Here is a 17,152-nt window from a genome sequence, read left to right on the forward strand (position 1 = left end):
CTCATTATCCTATTAAAATTTTTCCTTCTGGATATTTTATACCACCTTTATTTCCATTTCTATTTGTAAGTGCAAGGACTATTGTTAAAGGTCCTACCCTACCAAAATACATAGTCATTGCAATTATTATTTTACCTAAATTGCTTAGTTTCGTAGTTATTCCTAAAGTAAGCCCTACGGTTCCAAAGCCAGATACAGCTTCATATAATATTTCTTCTAAAGTAAACCCTGTCTCAGTTATACATAGTGCCATAGTAACGCCTGCTATTAAAAGAAAGCTTATCATTAATATTACTATACCTTTATACACAACTTCTTTTGAAATTCTTTTATTGAATATCTCAGTATCTTCTCTACCCTTTATAACTGACAGTAAGGTAAAAATTAAAAGTGTTATAGTTGTTGTTTTTATACCACCTGCTGTTGAACCTGGTGAACCACCTATAAACATTAGTAATGTGGTTAAAAATCTCCCTGAAAGGCTCATATCAGATGTAGAAATAGAATTAAATCCAGCAGTTCTAGGAGAAACTGAAGCAAAAATTGAAGATAATATCTTTTCTTTTACTCCTTTGTTTGCAATGGTATTCGGATTATTCATTTCAAATAAAAACATTAAAATAGCTCCACCTACAATTAAAATTAAAGTAGCCCATAGTACCAACTTTGTATGAAGTGAAAATTTTTTAAGTTTCTTTCTACTATATATTTCATTCCAAACAAAAAAGCCAAGTCCACCTGTTATTATTAAAGCAGAAATTGTAAGTATTATTACAGTATTATTTGAATAATTAGTTAAACTAGTAAAGTTACCCATTAAATCAAAACCGGCATTACAAAATGCAGATATAGAATGAAATATACTATAATATATACCTTTTTTAATACCAAACCTTGGTATAAATTGAGTTGATAATATTAATGCACCTATACCTTCTATAGAAAATGTAAATAATAAAATGTATTTAGACATCTTAACTAATCCTTGCATAGAGAATGAATTCATAGCTTCCTGCATAACAAGTCTTTCTTTTAGAGTTATCTTTTTACCCAAAAGTAAAAAGATAAGAGTGGCTAAAGACATAAACCCTAGACCACCAATTTGAATTAAGCTTATTATAACTGTTTTCCCAAAGTAACTCCAATAGGTACCTGTATCTACACTTATAAGTCCGGTAACACAAGTTGCTGATGTAGAAGTAAACAGACAATCTATAAAGTTAGTCCAATTTCCTTTAGCCGAAGAAATAGGTAACATTAATAGTAATGCTCCTATAAAAATAACACTAGCAAACCCTACTGCTAGCACCTGAACTGGCTTAATTCTTTTAGGTTGTTTTAATATACTTTTTTCCATAAAACTATGCTTTATAAAATCTAAAAGATTTTATTTGTATAAATATAATATATTATACTCATACCTTATAGTAACTCTACATACTATAGCGCAAGCTAGCGCCTTATAAACTCACTCCTTTCATAAACTATATAGCTTATTTTCCTAAAAGAAAATGTAGAGAAGCTATCATAGTTATTTATATTTATTATTCCATTAATGTATAATTTTATTTTAATATATAACTTATATTCTACCACAAATTAATATTAAAAAAAACAAAAAAAAGCAGCCGTAGCTGCATTTAAATTTACTATTTAGATTCTAATTGTTTTTTTGAAACTTCTACTAATTCTGCAAAAGCTTTTGCATCATTAATAGCTATTTCTGAAAGCATTTTTCTATTTATATCTATTCCAGCTAATTTAATGCCGTTCATGAATCTTGAATAAGACATTCCGTTCATTCTTGCTGCAGCATTTATTCTAGCTATCCAAAGTTTTCTATAATCTCTTTTCTTTAACTTTCTGCCTATGAAAGCATTATTTAATGCTCTAATTACAGTTTCATTAGCTGTTCTAAATAACTTACTTCTTGAACCATAGTAACCTTTTGCAAGTTTTAATACTTTTTTATGTTTTTTACGAGCGTTTACAGCCTTTTTAACTCTTGCCATTTCACTACCTCCTTAAGTACACCTATTATAAATATGGTAATAATTTCTTCATTACTTTTTCTTGTGAATCAGAAACTAATGCAGATTTTCTTAAATTTCTTTTTGTTTTTGAAGACTTAGAAGTTAATAAATGACCTTTATAAGCCTTAGCTCTTTTTAACTTTCCAGTTCCTGTTTTCTTAAATCTCTTAGCTGCACCTCTATGAGTTTTCATTTTTGGCATAATCAATTCCTCCTTACTAAACTAGGTATTTATTTTTTAGGAGCTAAAATTAAAACCATATTTCTACCTTCTAATTTAGCAGGTTTTTCTACCACGCAAATTTCTTCAAGCTTAGAACGAAAAGTTTCTAAGATTTTTTGACCTACATGTGAATAAACCGCTTCTCTGCCCCTAAATCTAACTGTAACTTTAACTTTATCTCCATCTAGTAAAAACTTTCTAGCATTGTTAGCTTTTATTGTAATATCATGTTCTTCTATAGTTGGACTTAATCTAACTTCCTTTATGCTTATAACTTTTTGCTTTTTCTTAGCTTCTTTAATCTTTTTAGATTGTTCATAAACAAATTTGCCATAGTCCATAATCTTACATACTGGTGGGTTTGCACCCGGTGAAATTAGGACCAAGTCCTTTTCTCTATCTTCAGCTATTTTTAAAGCTTCTTTGGAGGACATTATTCCTAATTGCTCTCCATCATCAGATACAACTCTAATTTCCTTTTCATTGATTTCTTCATTTAAAAGTTGTTCCTTTTTATTTATACTAGCCACCTCCTGTGCCGTTTATAAATTTATATAAGAAAAGAGACGGCACATGCCGTCTCTTTTTATATACAAAAGTAAATACTTTGTAATCACTATATTATAACCTAACTAGCTATGCTGTTAGGTGAGAAACGACAATTCCTACTTAAATCAGCTATTAAATTTTAACAACAAGAATATTATATACCCTATTTAAAAAGTTGTCAATATATTATTGTGCTTTTATTTTAATTTCATCTTTTATCTTATTTATAAAGTCATTAACACTTATAGCCCCTAGGTCTCCCTCTTTTCTTGCTCTCACAGAAACTTTTCCTTCTTCCATTTCTTTATTTCCAAGAACAAGCATATAAGGAACCTTCTTTAATTGAGCTTCTCTAATTTTATATCCTATTTTTTCATTTCTTAGATCCAGCTCTACTCTTATTCCATTTTCCTTTAATTTCTCATATACTTCTTGTGCGTATGATTCTTGAGCATCTGTTATATTCATTATTTTAACTTGTACTGGTGCAAGCCATGTTGGGAATGCCCCTGCAAAATGTTCAATTAATATTCCTATAAATCTTTCCACACTGCCGAATATAACTCTATGAACCATTACAGGCCTATGTTTTTCTCCATCTGCTCCAACGTAAGATAAATCAAATCTTTCTGGCATTTGGAAATCTAACTGTATTGTAGCACATTGCCATGTTCTACCTAAGCAATCCTTAAGATGAATATCTATCTTAGGTCCATAGAAAGCACCATCCCCTTCATTAATTCTATAGTCTTTATCTATAGATTTTAGGGCATCTATTAAACTGTTTGTTGCAACATCCCAATCTTCATCGCTTCCCATAGAATCTTCTGGTCTTGTTGATACCTCTACAAAGTATTCAAAACCAAATACCTTATAAAACTCATCAACTAACTTCATAACACCTATTATTTCATCTCTTATTTGATCTTTAGTCATAAAAATGTGAGCATCATCTTGTGTAAAGCATCTTACTCTCATTAATCCATGAAGAGCTCCAGATAATTCATGTCTATGAACTAATCCTAATTCTGCAAGTCTTAGTGGGAATTCTTTATATGAATGTAGAGCACTCTTATATACCAAAATAGATCCCGGACAGTTCATTGGTTTAATTGCAAAGTCTTCATTATCTATTTTTGTAAAATACATATTGTCCTTGTAATGATCCCAATGCCCAGATTTATGCCACAAAGCTTCATTTAATATGATCGGTGTTTTTATTTCTTGGTAACCAGCCTTAGTGTGCATTTCTCTCCAATATTCTTCTAGAGAGTTTCTTAATACCATTCCCTTTGGATAGAAAAATGGGAATCCTGGTCCCTCTTCTAATAATCCAAATAGTTCTAACTCTTTACCTAACTTTCTATGATCTCTCTTTTTAGCCTCTTCTAATAAGTTTAAGTAGTCCTCTAATTCGCTCTTTTTAGTAAATGCAGTACCATATATTCTTTGGAGCATCTTATTATGTTCATCACCTCTCCAATATGCACCTGCAATGGAAAGCAATTTTACTGCTTTAACAATTTTAGTACTTGGCACATGAGGTCCTGCACACAAGTCTGTAAATTCTCCTTGAGTATAGAATGAAAGAACTTCATCTTCCGGAAGATCTTCTATTAATTCAACCTTATAATCTTCACCTTTTTCCTTCATTAATTTTAAAGCTTCATCTCTTGATAGAACGAATTTTTGTAATTCTAAATTCTCTTTAACTATGTTGCCCATTTCTTTTTCTATCTTTTCTAAAATTTCTGGAGTAAATGAGAATGGAGCGTCAAAGTCATAATAGAATCCATTATCTATAGCCGGTCCTATAGCAAGCTTAACTTCTGGATAAAGTCTTTTTACTGCCTGTGCTAAAATATGAGCTGCTGTATGTCTTAAAGTTTTTTGTCCTTCTGCATCTTGGAATGTTAATATTTCTAAAGCACAATCTTCATTTACTTCTGTCATTAATTCTGCCTTTTCTCCATTTATAAGGGCACCTAATGATTTTTTATATAATGCAGGGCTTATCTTCATTGCTATTTCACTTACTTTTGTACCTTTTTCACATTCAATTACCTTTCCATCTTTAAGTGTAACTTTAACCATATATTCTCCTCCTTAATTATCATTTCAAATTTAATGTTTATCATTTAATATTAATTATTAATTGTAAAATTATAAATAAAAAAACTCCTCCCAAAAATGGGACGAGTTAATCGCGATTCCACCCAAATTGATAGAATAAATTCTATCCACTCATAGCCCTTTAACGCTGGTAGCGTAAATATCTACTAAATTTCAATATTATACTCGGAGGTGGTTTTCAACAACTCTTATTCAGAAAGACTTTCAGCCAATGATCCTTCTTCTCTGAGAATAGAATTTTGTTTACTCTTCCTCGTCAGTGTATTTAAATTATTATATTTTTTCTTAATAAGAATTTTATTATAATTAAATACCTTTGTCAAGTATATATTATAACTTCATGCCATACTTATTTTTATTACAAAAAGAACATCCTCTACAAAATGCAACCCTCTCTAAAAAAACATCTTTAATAGTATTAATAAACTCCGTACATATACAATCTTCTCCGGAATGAATAACTATCCTTTTGGGTACATTTGTAATAAGTCCACTTATGATTATATCTTCCACACTAATACTTTCGTTAAATTTAGTATCCTCAAGTCCTTTTAAAATTTCATCTAAAATATCTTCTCCTCTTTTATTCTTTAAGGAGTATTTTCCACCTTCTTTAACTATTATATTAACTTCATCTATTTTACTTTCTTGTATATCGACAAAATACTTTAATAACCTTATAAATTCCTTATACTCTTTTTCACTTATATATTTTTGAATTATAGAATCTGCTAAGAAAGTCAAATCTTCTTTAATTTCTTTTTTTCTAAACCTCAAAAAACCATCTATATTTAAAATTTCATTCTCTTTTATACATTCTAAAATCTTTCTTATTATATCATTTTTTTTATTTATATACTGTATATCATTCTCCTGTAAAAGTAATTTTTGGGAACTTAATATTTTTTCTGTTTTATTTATAAGAAAATTAGTTTCGGAATTTTTTAAGAAAAAATATCTATCCCTAATATAATTCTCTAATTCACTTATACAAAATTCTGATACTATTATAGTGTACAATGACATACTTATATACATACATAAATTATTTCTCACACTTGAACTATTGTTTTCATCATCGCAATATATCTTGACAAAATGATCATTTTTAGACATCTCTTCACTTATACCTAAATGAATATCTTTTACTTTAAAATAATTTTTTATAAGACTTATTTCTTCTATAAAATCCATATGCTTTTCATCATATACTACTGTCAATATTAGCACTTCACCTCACTCCTTCAGATTTATTATGTGTGTTTTCTTAATGTATATTCAAAATTATATCCTCATTTATCGACAATTTATCCGCATAACCTTTATGGTATAATTGACTTATAAGGAGTGATTTATATTGAATTGTGTTTTTGTAGATAATAGAATCTTTCCAGAGGAATTAGAAAAATTAGAAACTTTAAATAAAAATATATTAAAAGTTCCTGAATTAGATATCCTATATCCCTCAATTAAAGGGCATCCAGATATACTTATTAATATTATAGATAATAAAAGTATTTTAGTTCATAAAGATATTCAAATGGATTTTATACAATTATTAGAAAGTAAAAATTTAAAAGTACTATATACAGAAAACTCTTTAGAAGCTACTTACCCTAAAGATATAATCATAAATGCACTATCTACAGAAGAATTTTTTATACATAATCTTAATTTTACTGATAAAACTCTCCTTAAAAAAAATATGCATAAAAAATTAATTTCTGTTAATCAGGGATATACAAAATGTTCTACTGCTTTAGTAAACAAAAATTCTATTATAACAAGTGACGTAACTATCGCTAAAAATTTAAAAGAAAATAATTTTAATGTGCTTTTGATACCACCAGGTGATATTATATTAGAAGGATTGAATTATGGGTTTATAGGTGGTACTTGTGGACTAGTAGAAGATAATGTATTAGCCTTTTATGGAGATTTAAATTATTACGCTTATGGAAGGGAAGTTTTAAAATTTTTAAAGGAATGTAAAGTAGAACCTCTATTCTTAAGAAAGAGCAAATTAATAGATAGAGGAAGTATTCTTTCAATATAAGTGAGAGATATTTAATGTATTTATCTATAAAAAAAGAGTTAGTAAATAAATTACTAACTCTTAGTTGGAGGCGCCACCCAGATTTGAACTGGGGATAAAGGTTTTGCAGACCTTTGCCTTACCACTTGGCCATAGCGCCATACTTATTAAGTAGATTTAATAATATTATATGTAATTAACTAAGTATTGTTACCCTTTATTTTAATAATTAAATATAATAAAAAAGTATAGGTTTTTATAAAATTATTCTTCATAATTTTTTTACCTATACTCTTTTTTTTTATAATTAACTTTTACAACTTCCCTAAAATTTCTTTTATATTACTAGGAGTAAATGTATAATTTTTACCACAAAATTGACATTTTATTTCTTCATTCTTTTCATCTTTAACTATCTCTTCTAGTTCGCCTTTACCTATACTTATTAAGGCTCTTTCAACCTTATCCCTGCTACAGTCACAAGTATACTTAGGTTCTATACTATCTAATATTTTAAGATCCATATCTTCAAATATATATTCTAATATTTCTTCTATACCTTTACCTGAAGCTATCATCTCAGTAACTGATGGTACTTCTTGTAGTCTATACATTAAAATATCAGCTAACATTTCATCAGCACCTGGCATCATTTGAATTATAAAACCACCAGCTGCCTTTATAGTCAGATCCTTTTCTACTAAAACACCTAAAGCTACAGCTGAAGGAGTTTGCTCTGAAACTGTAAAATAATAAGCTAAATCCTCACCTATTTCTCCTGTATATATCGGCACTCTACCCACATATGGTTCTTTAAGTCCCATATCTCTTATAACTATCAATTCACCATCTAATCCTATAGCCCCACCTACATCTAATTTTCCCTTAGAATTTTGTGGTAAATCTATAAGTGGATTTCCTATATATCCTTTTACGCCACCATTAGCATAAGCCGTAACTAGAACTCCTTTTGCACCACCACCGCCATCTATTTTTAAAGTTATTTTATCCTTATCTGATTTTTGCATTGCTCCCATTAACACTCCTGCAGTAAGCATTCTGCCTAATGCAGCACTCCCTGTAGGGCTTGTTCCATGAATCTTTACTGCTTCATTTACCATATCTGTAGTTATGGCACCTAATATTCTTATGTCTCCATTATGTGCAGTACCTCTAACTAATTTATCACTCATATTGTTCCTCCTTATAATTTATTTTTGTGCAACAAATAAAATTCTTTCACTATGATCTTTTATTGTAGCATTAGTATATCCATCTAGTTTTTCTCTCAAACTAAAACCTGCTTGTTTTAAAAGGTCTTCTATTTTTTTTTCATCATAAGCTTTTTCTTTATGACACTCATCAAATCTCTTATATAACTCTCCTTCTTTTATGAAAAAGGTTAAGTACATTTCTAATATATCATCTTCTAAATAATTTTCCCATATGTAAGTTACATCCCCAGAATCATAATTAAAAATATTATTTCCCATAACCTCTGTTAGTTTATAATAAGAATTTATATCAAATATAAAAAGAGCCTCCTCTTCTAAATGATTATAAACACCTTTAAAAAAGTTTAAAACCTCTTCCTCATTTAAAATATAATTTGTCCCATCTAAAGCACATGTAGCTAGATTAAATTTACGATTAATATTTAATTTACATATATTTTGACATATAAATTTCACTTTCTGTCGTCGTAACTTTTCTTCTGCCTTAGTTAACATATATGGTGAAAGGTCTACAGCCCAACAATTCTTAAAATTATTACTTAGATGAATAGTTAAATTTCCTGTTCCACAAGCTAAGTCTAAATAAGAACCTCTATTTACATTATATTTTTTGCATTTTTCCATTATGAAAGTAGCCCAACCTTCATAATCTATATCATTATTTATAAGTTCATCATATATATCTGATAACTCCCTATAACTATCCATATATTTTCTCCCTCTTCGTATATTATAGTTATATTATAAAATAAAACAGAAGTTTATCAAGTATATTTAATTTATATCAAAATTCTATAGATTAAAAAATATTAAAAGGCCATTTATATTATATAAATAGCCTTATACCATATCATCATTTTTAGGTAACTTCAAATTTCGTTTTTTTCTTGTCATTATACCGCCTATTCTACCTGTCTCTTCTGCTGTTAATCCTGCCCACCCATACTTATCAACCTTTTCTTTAAGTCCTAGTTCTTCTGCAATTTCATATTTTATTTTTTCTCGTAATTTTTCCATTTCGCTTAATTCTTTTTTTGATTTTAACTTTGATTTTATAACCTTTTTTAAAGGCGTTTTACCCATTTTTTTCACCCTCCGATATTATTTTCATTTATATCTTTTACCGGATTGGTGTTTTTTATTCTAAAAAAGACTGAAACAGTTATTCTGTTCCAGTCTTAAAAACAAACTTAATATATTAACTTATTTTTTCTTTCCAGAAATATACACATTTTTATAATCTCCAAAACCAAAATCAGCTGAGAAGAAATTCTTAATATACTTTCTTCTGAATGTTGAGTTTTTAGCAACATATATAGGTATTATAGCAGATTCATCATGCATTAGAATCTTCTCTGCTTTTTCATAAAGTTTTACTCTTTCATTTAAATCCATAGTTTCTTTAGCTTTTTTAGCTGTTTCATCATATTCTTTATTTGTCCAACCTATTGTTTTGTAGTATCCATCAACTGAGTTAAAGTTATCTAAATAAGAACTTGGATCATTCCAGTCTGCAAACCATCCTGCTATAGCAATTTCAAAGTCTCCTTTGTCTATTCTATCATACATTATATTGTAATCCATTTGTTCTATCTTTATATTAACTCCTAGTTTATCTCTCCATTGTTGTTGGAAGAATTCAGCTTCTTGTTTATCCTTTTCATCTGTACCTCTTGAGAATAATGTTAAATTAACTTTTGATGGATCTTCTGGTAATCCTAATTCTTTTAATCCTTCAGTTAATAATTTCTTAGCATCTTTATTCTCTTCTTGTAATTGTTTTACATGATCATTTTTAACTAATGATTTATAAGGTTTTCCATCTAATGATATACCATCTGGAACCAATCCGTATGTTGGAGCTCCTAGTCCATTTATAATATTCTTACAGAAATCCTCTCTATCAAAGGATATATTTAAAGCTTTTCTTACCTTATCATTCTTTAAATATTTATTTTTGCAATTAAGTAAGAAATACTCTACGTTATTACCAACTCTATCAGAGTATGTTGCATTATCATCTTGTTTGAATTTTTCAATCCATTCTCCATCTCTTACAAATACTGCATCTATTTCTCCATTTTGATAAGATTGCATCTTAGCATTTGTATCACTTATTATCTTCCAAGTTACCTTAGTTAAGAATCTGGTATCCTTGTCCCAATAATTTTCGTTCTTTTCAAAAACTAATCTATTTTTATGGACCCATTCTTTTAATACATAACCAGCATTTCCTATTACAGTATTAGCTTCTGTTCCGTACTTGCTACCAAATTTTTCAACATAATCCTGTCTTACTGGTTTTAAAACAGCAAAATAAGTAAGTTCCATGAAGTATCCACATGGATTTTCTAATTCTACTTCAAAGGTATTATCGTCAACTGCTTTTATGCCTAATTCTTCTGGTTTTTTCTTACCATCCACTATATCTTTAGCATTTTTTATGATGCCATTAAACATAGTAGAACTTCCTGATCCAACTTTTGGGTCAACAACTCTTCTCCATGAATAAACGAAATCCTTTGCTGTAACAGGTTTACCATCGGACCATTTAGCATTTTTTCTAAGTTTGAATGTATATTTTAAACCATCCTTACTCATTTCCCAACTTTCAGCAACTCCTGGTTCTATTTTACCTGAACCATCTGGTTGAGGCTGATATCTTGTTAATCCTTCATATATCATACCTTGAGGTGACCATGCTGTATTAGAACCTGATTTTACTGGGTCTAAAGTATTTGGTTCACCAGCGTGTGCATTATAATGCTGTTCAGCATCCTTCGGTGAATCATTATCCACCTTTGCTACCTCTGCTGTTTCTTTCTTATCCTCATCTTTCTTTGCTTGTCCCCCACATCCCATTAATGCAGAAGATGTAACCACCATTAACGCCAATAAAGAAGCCGTAAGCTTTTTACTTTTCATTGACTAAATCCCCCTTTAAGATTGAATATAAAGATCATAATTTAATTTTTAGAAAATTATTAATATTCATTTTATTTTTTATTTTATTATATAATACATCAATCTTCAAAATAAATCAATATATAATTTTCAAAAGTTTCAAAAATGTTAGATTAAACGTATAATAACTATAGCTACTTAAAATAAATTTTATTTAATTATATTCATTTAATTATATTATATGACTAGTTTATTTTATAGATACAATATTAAAAATTATATATTAAATACATAAAAGAGCCTATTATATAATAGACTCTTTTAAACTTGATATTATTTTATTTTGTTCTTCCTGAAGTATAAACTCCTTTATAATCGTCACGACCAAACTCTGTAGTGTGATAATTTTTAATATATTTCTTCCTGAATCTTGGATTCTTTGTGCTCATAACAGGAATTATAACTGTATCTTCATACACTAAAGCCTTTTCAGCTTCACCGTATAACTTAGCTCTTTCTTTAGGATCTGTGGTTGATTTTGCTTTAATTAAAGCATCATCATATTTTTTGTTAACCCATCCAGCATCCTTGTAATCTCCATCTTTTGAGTGGAATGCATATAAAAATGCATTTGGATCATTATAGTCGGCAAACCAACCATTAAAAGACATATCAAAGTCTCCCTTTTGTACTCTAGAGTACATTATATTATTATCCATTTGTTCTATTTTAACATTAATTCCTAGGCTTTCTTTCCATTTTTGTTGGAAAAATTCTACCTCTTGTTTTTGAGCTTCAGAAGTACCTCTAGCAAATAAGCTAAACGTTACTTGAGATGGGTCTTCAGATAATCCTAATTCCTTTAACCCCTCTTGTAATAATTTTTTAGGGTCCTTATTTTCTTCTTGTATTTTCTTTATGAAATCGTTATCTACAAATTTTTTATAGGAAACACCATCTAAACTTAAGCCTTCTGTTACATATCCATACATAGGAACTGCTTGATCATTCCATACACCTTTAACAAACTCTTCTCTACTGAAAGATACAGCAAGAGCTTTTCTTATTTTTTCATTTTTTAAAAATTTATTTTTCTTTACATTCATAAGTAAGTAGTCAACGTTATTTCCATGTGAATTAATAAACTCATTATTTGGATCTTGTTTAAACTTTTCTATCCATTCTGGATCTATAACAAATATAGAATCTAATTCACCATTTTGAAATGCTTGCATTTTAGAATTATCATCTTGCATTACTTTCCAATTAATAGTTGTTAAATGAATTTTATCTTTATCCCAATAATTTTCATTTTTAATAAAAGTAAGCTTATTTTTATGTGTCCATTCTTTTAATGTATATGCTCCATTCCCCACTACATACTCTGCTTCACTTCCATACTTTTTACCATGCTTTTCTATGATATCTTTTCTAACTGGTTTTAAACCACCAAAATAGGTTAGTTCCATGAAATAACCACATGGCTTTTCAAGCATAACTTCGAAAGTATAATCATCTACAGCTTTAACCCCTAATTCATCCACAGATTTTTTACCTTCCATTATATCACCAGAATTTTTTATTACATCCTTTATAACACCTGCAGATTTGGCACCTGTTTTTTTGTCACATAGCCTTTTCCAAGAATACTCAAAATCCTTAGCTGTAACAGGCTTCCCATCAGACCATTTAGCATCTTTTCTTAGGTTAAAAGTATATTTTAATCCATCTTTACTAACTTCCCATTTTTCAGCAACGCCAGGGTCCAATTTCCCTGTTCCATCTTCTTGAGGAGTTAATCTTGTTAAGCCCTCATACAATAGTCCTTGAGGAGCTAATGAGGTATCATCATTTACAAGAGCAGGGTCTAATGAAGTCGGTTCTCCAGATCCAGCATTTAGGTATTGTTCCTTATCCTTTTCTGATTTTCCCTCTTGTTTCTTATCTACTTCTTTAGCAGAATCATTTTTTCCCTCTTCTTTATTACCACATCCAGTTAAACCAGCAGATGCAGCTATTGAAACTGTTAGTAATGTAGCTAAAAGCTTTTTACTTTTCATGTTTTTTCCCCCTTAAAAACATACTTTACCATAATTTATTATTAAATATAAGCTAGTTATATAGCCCTCATTTAATAGACTTCGTTGCAATTATTTATTTCTTCCTGAAATATAGACACCTTTTAAATCTCCAAATCCAAAGCTTCCTGTTTTATAATTTTTAATATATTTCTTTCTAAAGGTGGAAGTCATTCCAAAGTAAATTGGAATTATTGCAGTATCATCATATATTAATATTTTTTCTGCTTCTCCATATAACTTTGCTCTTTCATTCATGTCCATAGTTTCTTTTGCTTTTAATAAAGCAGTATTAAACTTCTTATTAACCCATCCCACTGTTTTATAGTAACCAGTATCAGAGTTATGATTATCCAAATACGCACTTGGATCGTTCCAATCTGCAGACCAACCTGCAAGGCCTATATCAAAATCTCCAGCCTCTATCTTTTTATACATTATATTATAGTCCATCTGTTCTAATTTTATATTAATTCCTAAGTTTTCTTTCCATTGTTGTGAGTAGTATTCAGCTTCTTGTTTATCTTGTTCTGAAGTTCCTCTTGTATATATTCTAAAAGTAAGTTTGTTTGGGTCTTGTTCCCCACCAACTTCTTTTAAACCTTCCATAAATAATTTCTTAGGATCTTTATTTTCATCCATTATTTTCTTAATAAACTTATTATCTACCAACTTAGTGTATGGTGTTCCACCCATGGTAATTGAATCTGGAATTAATCCATAAGTAGCTTTACCAAGGCCATTGGCAACAACATCAATAAATCCTTCTCTACTAAAAGATATTGCCATAGCTTTCCTAATCTTCTCATTAGCAAAATATTTATTTTTAAAATTAAGAATGAAATAATCTAAACTATTTCCTACTGTATTATCATAAATGCTTTCTGTATCTTGTTTGAATTTTTCAATCCACTGCCCATCTACTACAAAAACAGAATCGATTTCTCCTGTTTGATATGCCTGCATTCTAGCATTCTCATCTCTTATAATTTTCCAATTCATTGTGGATAAAAATACATTTTCTTTATCCCAATAATTTTCATTCTTTACAAATGTCATTTTATTTTTATTTGTCCACTCTTTTAATGTGTAGGCACCATTTCCAACTATAGTATCTGCTTCCGTACCATATTTCTTACCATGTTTATCTATAACATCTTTTCTAACTGGTTTTAAAACTGGAAAATATGTTAACTCCATAAAATACCCACATGGTTTTTCTAGGGTTACCTCAAAGGTATAATCATCTATAGCTTTTATACCTAATTCATCTATAAACTTCTTATTTTTCCCAACCTCAGTAGCATTTTTTACTATTCCATTAAACAATGCCTGATATGGAGCACCGTTTTTAGGATCTACAGCCCTTTTCCAAGAATATTCAAAATCTTTTGCAGTTAAACGTTTTCCATCGGACCATTTAGCATCTTTTCTAATATTAAAAGTGTACTTAAGCCCGTCTTTACTCATATTCCACTTTTCTGCAACTCCTGGATCTATTTTCCCAAGACCATCCTCTGTAGGTGTATATCTAGTTAACCCTTCATACAAAAATCCTTGCGGTCTCCATGCAGTATCAGAACTTGACAAATTCGGATCTAATGTATCTGGTTCATGTCCACATACATTATAAGTTTGATCTTTGTCTTTTTCCCCAGTAGTTTCTACTGAATTTTCAGTCTTATTAGCTGGTTTAGCTTCTTCTTTGTTACCACATCCCAATAATGTAGAAGAAGCAAGAACAGATAAAGCCAATAAACTTGCTAACACCTTTTTGCTCTTCATAAAAAGCCCCCCTATGATAAATAATTATAAGTTAATGATAGTACTATCATTAACTTATAATCCTAAATATACAATAACTTAATTTTAGTATAAAATCAATAATAATTTAATATATCCATTATAAACATTTTATTATTTATAATGGATATATTTGAAATTATTATATGTGTTTGCTATCTATATATTATAATATATGACACGCAACAAAATGATCTTTTTTAACTTCCCTTAATTCTGGAGTCTTTTCAAAACATTCCTTTTTTGCATATTTACATCTTCCTGCAAATCTACAACCTGGTTCAGGATTTATAGGACTTGGTACTTCTCCTTCAAGTGGGATTCTTTCCTTAGCTCTCTCTATGCCAGGATCAGGAATTGGTATTGCAGATAACAATGCCTGGGTATAAGGATGTAATGGCTCTGCATAAAGTTCTTCACTTCCTGCAAGTTCTACTAAATGTCCAACATACATAACTCCAACTCTATCAGATATATGCTTTACCATTGAAAGATCATGAGCTATAAATAGGTATGTTAATCCTAATTCTTTTTGTAGCTTTATTAATAGATTAACAACCTGTGCTTGTATAGAAACGTCTAGTGCTGATATAGGCTCATCACAAACTATAAATTCTGGTTCTATTGCTAAAGCCCTTGCTATACCTATTCTTTGTCTTTGTCCTCCTGAGAATTCATGTGGAAATCTTGATGCGTGCTCCTTATTTAGTCCTACTAAATTTAACAGGTGATATATTCTATTTGTTCTTTCTTGTCCTTTGTAAAGGTTATGAATATCTATTCCCTCACCTATTATATCTCCTACAGTCATTCTTGGATTTAATGAAGCATATGGGTCTTGGAATATTATCTGTGCTCTTCTTGTAAACTCTTTCTTTTCTTTCTTGTTTAGCTTATGAACGTCTACTCCATCAAATAATACTTCTCCCTCTGTAGCATTATATAATCCCATAACTGTTCTTCCGCATGTTGTCTTACCACAACCTGATTCTCCAACCAAACCTAAAGTTTCACCTTTTCTAATTTTAAAATTTACTCCGTCCACAGCTTTTAAAATAGATTTAGGTCCAACTTTAAAATGCTTTTTTAAGTTATTAACCTCAATTAACACTTTATCTTGTGACATTATTTTGCACCCCCTGATACTATAGCTTCTGGTATTTCAACTTTAGGTGCCATTGAATGTTTTAGCCAACAAGAAACTTCATGACTTTCAGAGATTTTTGTAACTTCTGGCACAGCTTCTTTACATATTGGCATGCAATATTCACATCTAGCGGCAAAAGGACATCCAACAGGAGGCTTAATCAAATCTGGTGGTGTTCCCCCTAAAGCATACAGTTTTGCCTTATTTCCAGTCTCTAGTCTAGGTACTGATTGAAGTAATGCCCAAGTATATGGGTGTTGAGGATTATAGAATATTTCATCTGTAGTTCCTCTTTCTATAATTTGTCCTGCATACATAACTTGAATTCTATGAGCTACATCTGCAACAACACCTAAATCATGTGTTACTAATATTACAGCAGTTCCAAGCTTTTTTTGAAGATCTCCTATAAGATCCATAATCTGTGCTTGTATAGTAACATCTAGTGCTGTAGTTGGCTCGTCTGCTATTAATATTTTAGGATTACATGCCAGTGCTATTGCTATCATAGCTCTTTGTCTCATACCACCTGAGAATTCATGAGGGTATTGATTTGCTCTTTTCTCTGGGTTAGGAAGTCTAACTAAATCTAATAACTTAATAGCCTCTTCTAAGGCCTGTTTTTTACTCATTCCCCTATGAATAACAAGACTTTCAGCAATTTGTTTACCAATAGTCATTGTTGGATTTAATGAAGTCATAGGATCTTGGAATATCATAGATATTTCTGATCCCCTATATTTTCTCATATCTTTTTCTTTTAATTTTAAAAGATCTTTATCTTCAAAGAAAACCTCAGAACATTCCTTTATTTCTGAAGGTGGAGTTGGAAGAAGTCTCATTATAGCCTTAGACGTAACGGATTTTCCACATCCTGATTCTCCAACTACTGCTAAAGTCTCACCTTTATTTAAATAAAAACTCACCCCTCTTACTGCTTGTACTTCTCCTGCATAAGTATGAAAGGAAACTCTTAAATTCTTAACATCTAAAATCTTTTCCATTATAGTAT

At 29.8% G+C, this 17,152-nt stretch carries 15 protein-coding genes, 1 tRNA gene and 1 other annotated feature; of the genes, 1 reads left to right on the top strand and 15 read right to left on the bottom strand.

Translation table 11 applies throughout. The features are described 5' to 3' along the window. Positions 1–4: 4 nt before the first annotated feature. The 6 genes from FGL08_RS09715 to ytxC form a co-directional block, all read right to left on the bottom strand. Positions 5–1,357 (bottom strand): TrkH family potassium uptake protein, encoded by a 1,353-nt coding sequence (locus FGL08_RS09715; protein WP_138210600.1) that lies wholly within the window; start codon positions 1,355–1,357, stop codon positions 5–7. A 292-nt stretch (positions 1,358–1,649) separates the two neighbouring features. Further along, the gene (gene rplT / locus FGL08_RS09720) at positions 1,650–2,012 is read right to left on the bottom strand and encodes a 50S ribosomal protein L20 (RefSeq protein WP_138210601.1); all 363 of its coding nucleotides are present in this window, start codon (positions 2,010–2,012) and stop codon (positions 1,650–1,652) included. 25 nt (positions 2,013–2,037) lie between these two features. Next, positions 2,038–2,235, bottom strand: coding sequence for a 50S ribosomal protein L35 (rpmI, locus tag FGL08_RS09725; protein ID WP_138210602.1), 198 nt, complete (start codon positions 2,233–2,235; stop codon positions 2,038–2,040). A 29-nt stretch (positions 2,236–2,264) separates the two neighbouring features. After that, positions 2,265–2,777, bottom strand: a complete 513-nt coding sequence (gene infC, locus FGL08_RS09730) for a translation initiation factor IF-3 (RefSeq protein WP_415578623.1) — start codon at positions 2,775–2,777, stop codon at positions 2,265–2,267. A gap of 214 nt (positions 2,778–2,991) precedes the next feature. Further along, complete coding sequence (thrS, locus tag FGL08_RS09735) at positions 2,992–4,899, bottom strand: threonine--tRNA ligase (protein ID WP_138210604.1); 1,908 nt, start codon at positions 4,897–4,899, stop codon at positions 2,992–2,994. A gap of 94 nt (positions 4,900–4,993) precedes the next feature. After that, positions 4,994–5,207 (bottom strand) — a binding site (T-box leader). 61 nt (positions 5,208–5,268) lie between these two features. After that, positions 5,269–6,168 (bottom strand): putative sporulation protein YtxC, encoded by a 900-nt coding sequence (gene ytxC / locus FGL08_RS09740; protein WP_138210605.1) that lies wholly within the window; start codon positions 6,166–6,168, stop codon positions 5,269–5,271. A 127-nt stretch (positions 6,169–6,295) separates the two neighbouring features. Between ytxC and FGL08_RS09745 the strand changes: the two genes are divergently transcribed. After that, on the top strand, positions 6,296–6,994 hold the full coding sequence (locus tag FGL08_RS09745; RefSeq protein ID WP_171012040.1) for a DUF6873 family GME fold protein: 699 nt from the start codon (positions 6,296–6,298) through the stop codon (positions 6,992–6,994). Between the two features lie 65 nt (positions 6,995–7,059). Here the strand turns inward: FGL08_RS09745 and FGL08_RS09750 are convergent. The 9 genes from FGL08_RS09750 to FGL08_RS09790 form a co-directional block, all read right to left on the bottom strand. Then, positions 7,060–7,133: transfer RNA gene (locus FGL08_RS09750), tRNA-Cys, on the bottom strand. A 154-nt stretch (positions 7,134–7,287) separates the two neighbouring features. Further along, the gene (gene hslO / locus FGL08_RS09755) at positions 7,288–8,166 is read right to left on the bottom strand and encodes an Hsp33 family molecular chaperone HslO (protein ID WP_138210607.1); all 879 of its coding nucleotides are present in this window, start codon (positions 8,164–8,166) and stop codon (positions 7,288–7,290) included. An 18-nt stretch (positions 8,167–8,184) separates the two neighbouring features. Next, positions 8,185–8,916 carry a class I SAM-dependent DNA methyltransferase gene (locus FGL08_RS09760; protein WP_138210608.1) on the bottom strand — a complete coding sequence of 244 codons (732 nt, stop codon included), beginning with the start codon at positions 8,914–8,916 and terminating at the stop codon, positions 8,185–8,187. 132 nt (positions 8,917–9,048) lie between these two features. Beyond that, on the bottom strand, positions 9,049–9,291 hold the full coding sequence (locus FGL08_RS09765) for an alpha/beta-type small acid-soluble spore protein (RefSeq protein WP_138210609.1): 243 nt from the start codon (positions 9,289–9,291) through the stop codon (positions 9,049–9,051). Positions 9,292–9,411: 120 nt separating this feature from the next. Then, on the bottom strand, positions 9,412–11,133 hold the full coding sequence (locus tag FGL08_RS09770) for a peptide ABC transporter substrate-binding protein (protein WP_138210610.1): 1,722 nt from the start codon (positions 11,131–11,133) through the stop codon (positions 9,412–9,414). A 317-nt stretch (positions 11,134–11,450) separates the two neighbouring features. After that, positions 11,451–13,172, bottom strand: a complete 1,722-nt coding sequence (locus FGL08_RS09775) for a peptide ABC transporter substrate-binding protein (protein WP_138210611.1) — start codon at positions 13,170–13,172, stop codon at positions 11,451–11,453. Positions 13,173–13,262: 90 nt separating this feature from the next. Further along, positions 13,263–14,975, bottom strand: coding sequence for a peptide ABC transporter substrate-binding protein (locus FGL08_RS09780; protein ID WP_138210612.1), 1,713 nt, complete (start codon positions 14,973–14,975; stop codon positions 13,263–13,265). Between the two features lie 184 nt (positions 14,976–15,159). Then, positions 15,160–16,119 carry an ABC transporter ATP-binding protein gene (locus tag FGL08_RS09785; protein ID WP_138210613.1) on the bottom strand — a complete coding sequence of 320 codons (960 nt, stop codon included), beginning with the start codon at positions 16,117–16,119 and terminating at the stop codon, positions 15,160–15,162. Continuing rightward, positions 16,119–17,144, bottom strand: a complete 1,026-nt coding sequence (locus tag FGL08_RS09790; protein ID WP_138210614.1) for an ABC transporter ATP-binding protein — start codon at positions 17,142–17,144, stop codon at positions 16,119–16,121. Before FGL08_RS09790 ends, FGL08_RS09785 begins: the two co-directional genes overlap by 1 nt. Positions 17,145–17,152 lie beyond the last annotated feature (8 nt).

It is taken from the genome of Hathewaya histolytica (assembly GCF_901482605.1).
GTDB classification, from domain to species: domain Bacteria; phylum Bacillota; class Clostridia; order Clostridiales; family Clostridiaceae; genus Hathewaya; species Hathewaya histolytica.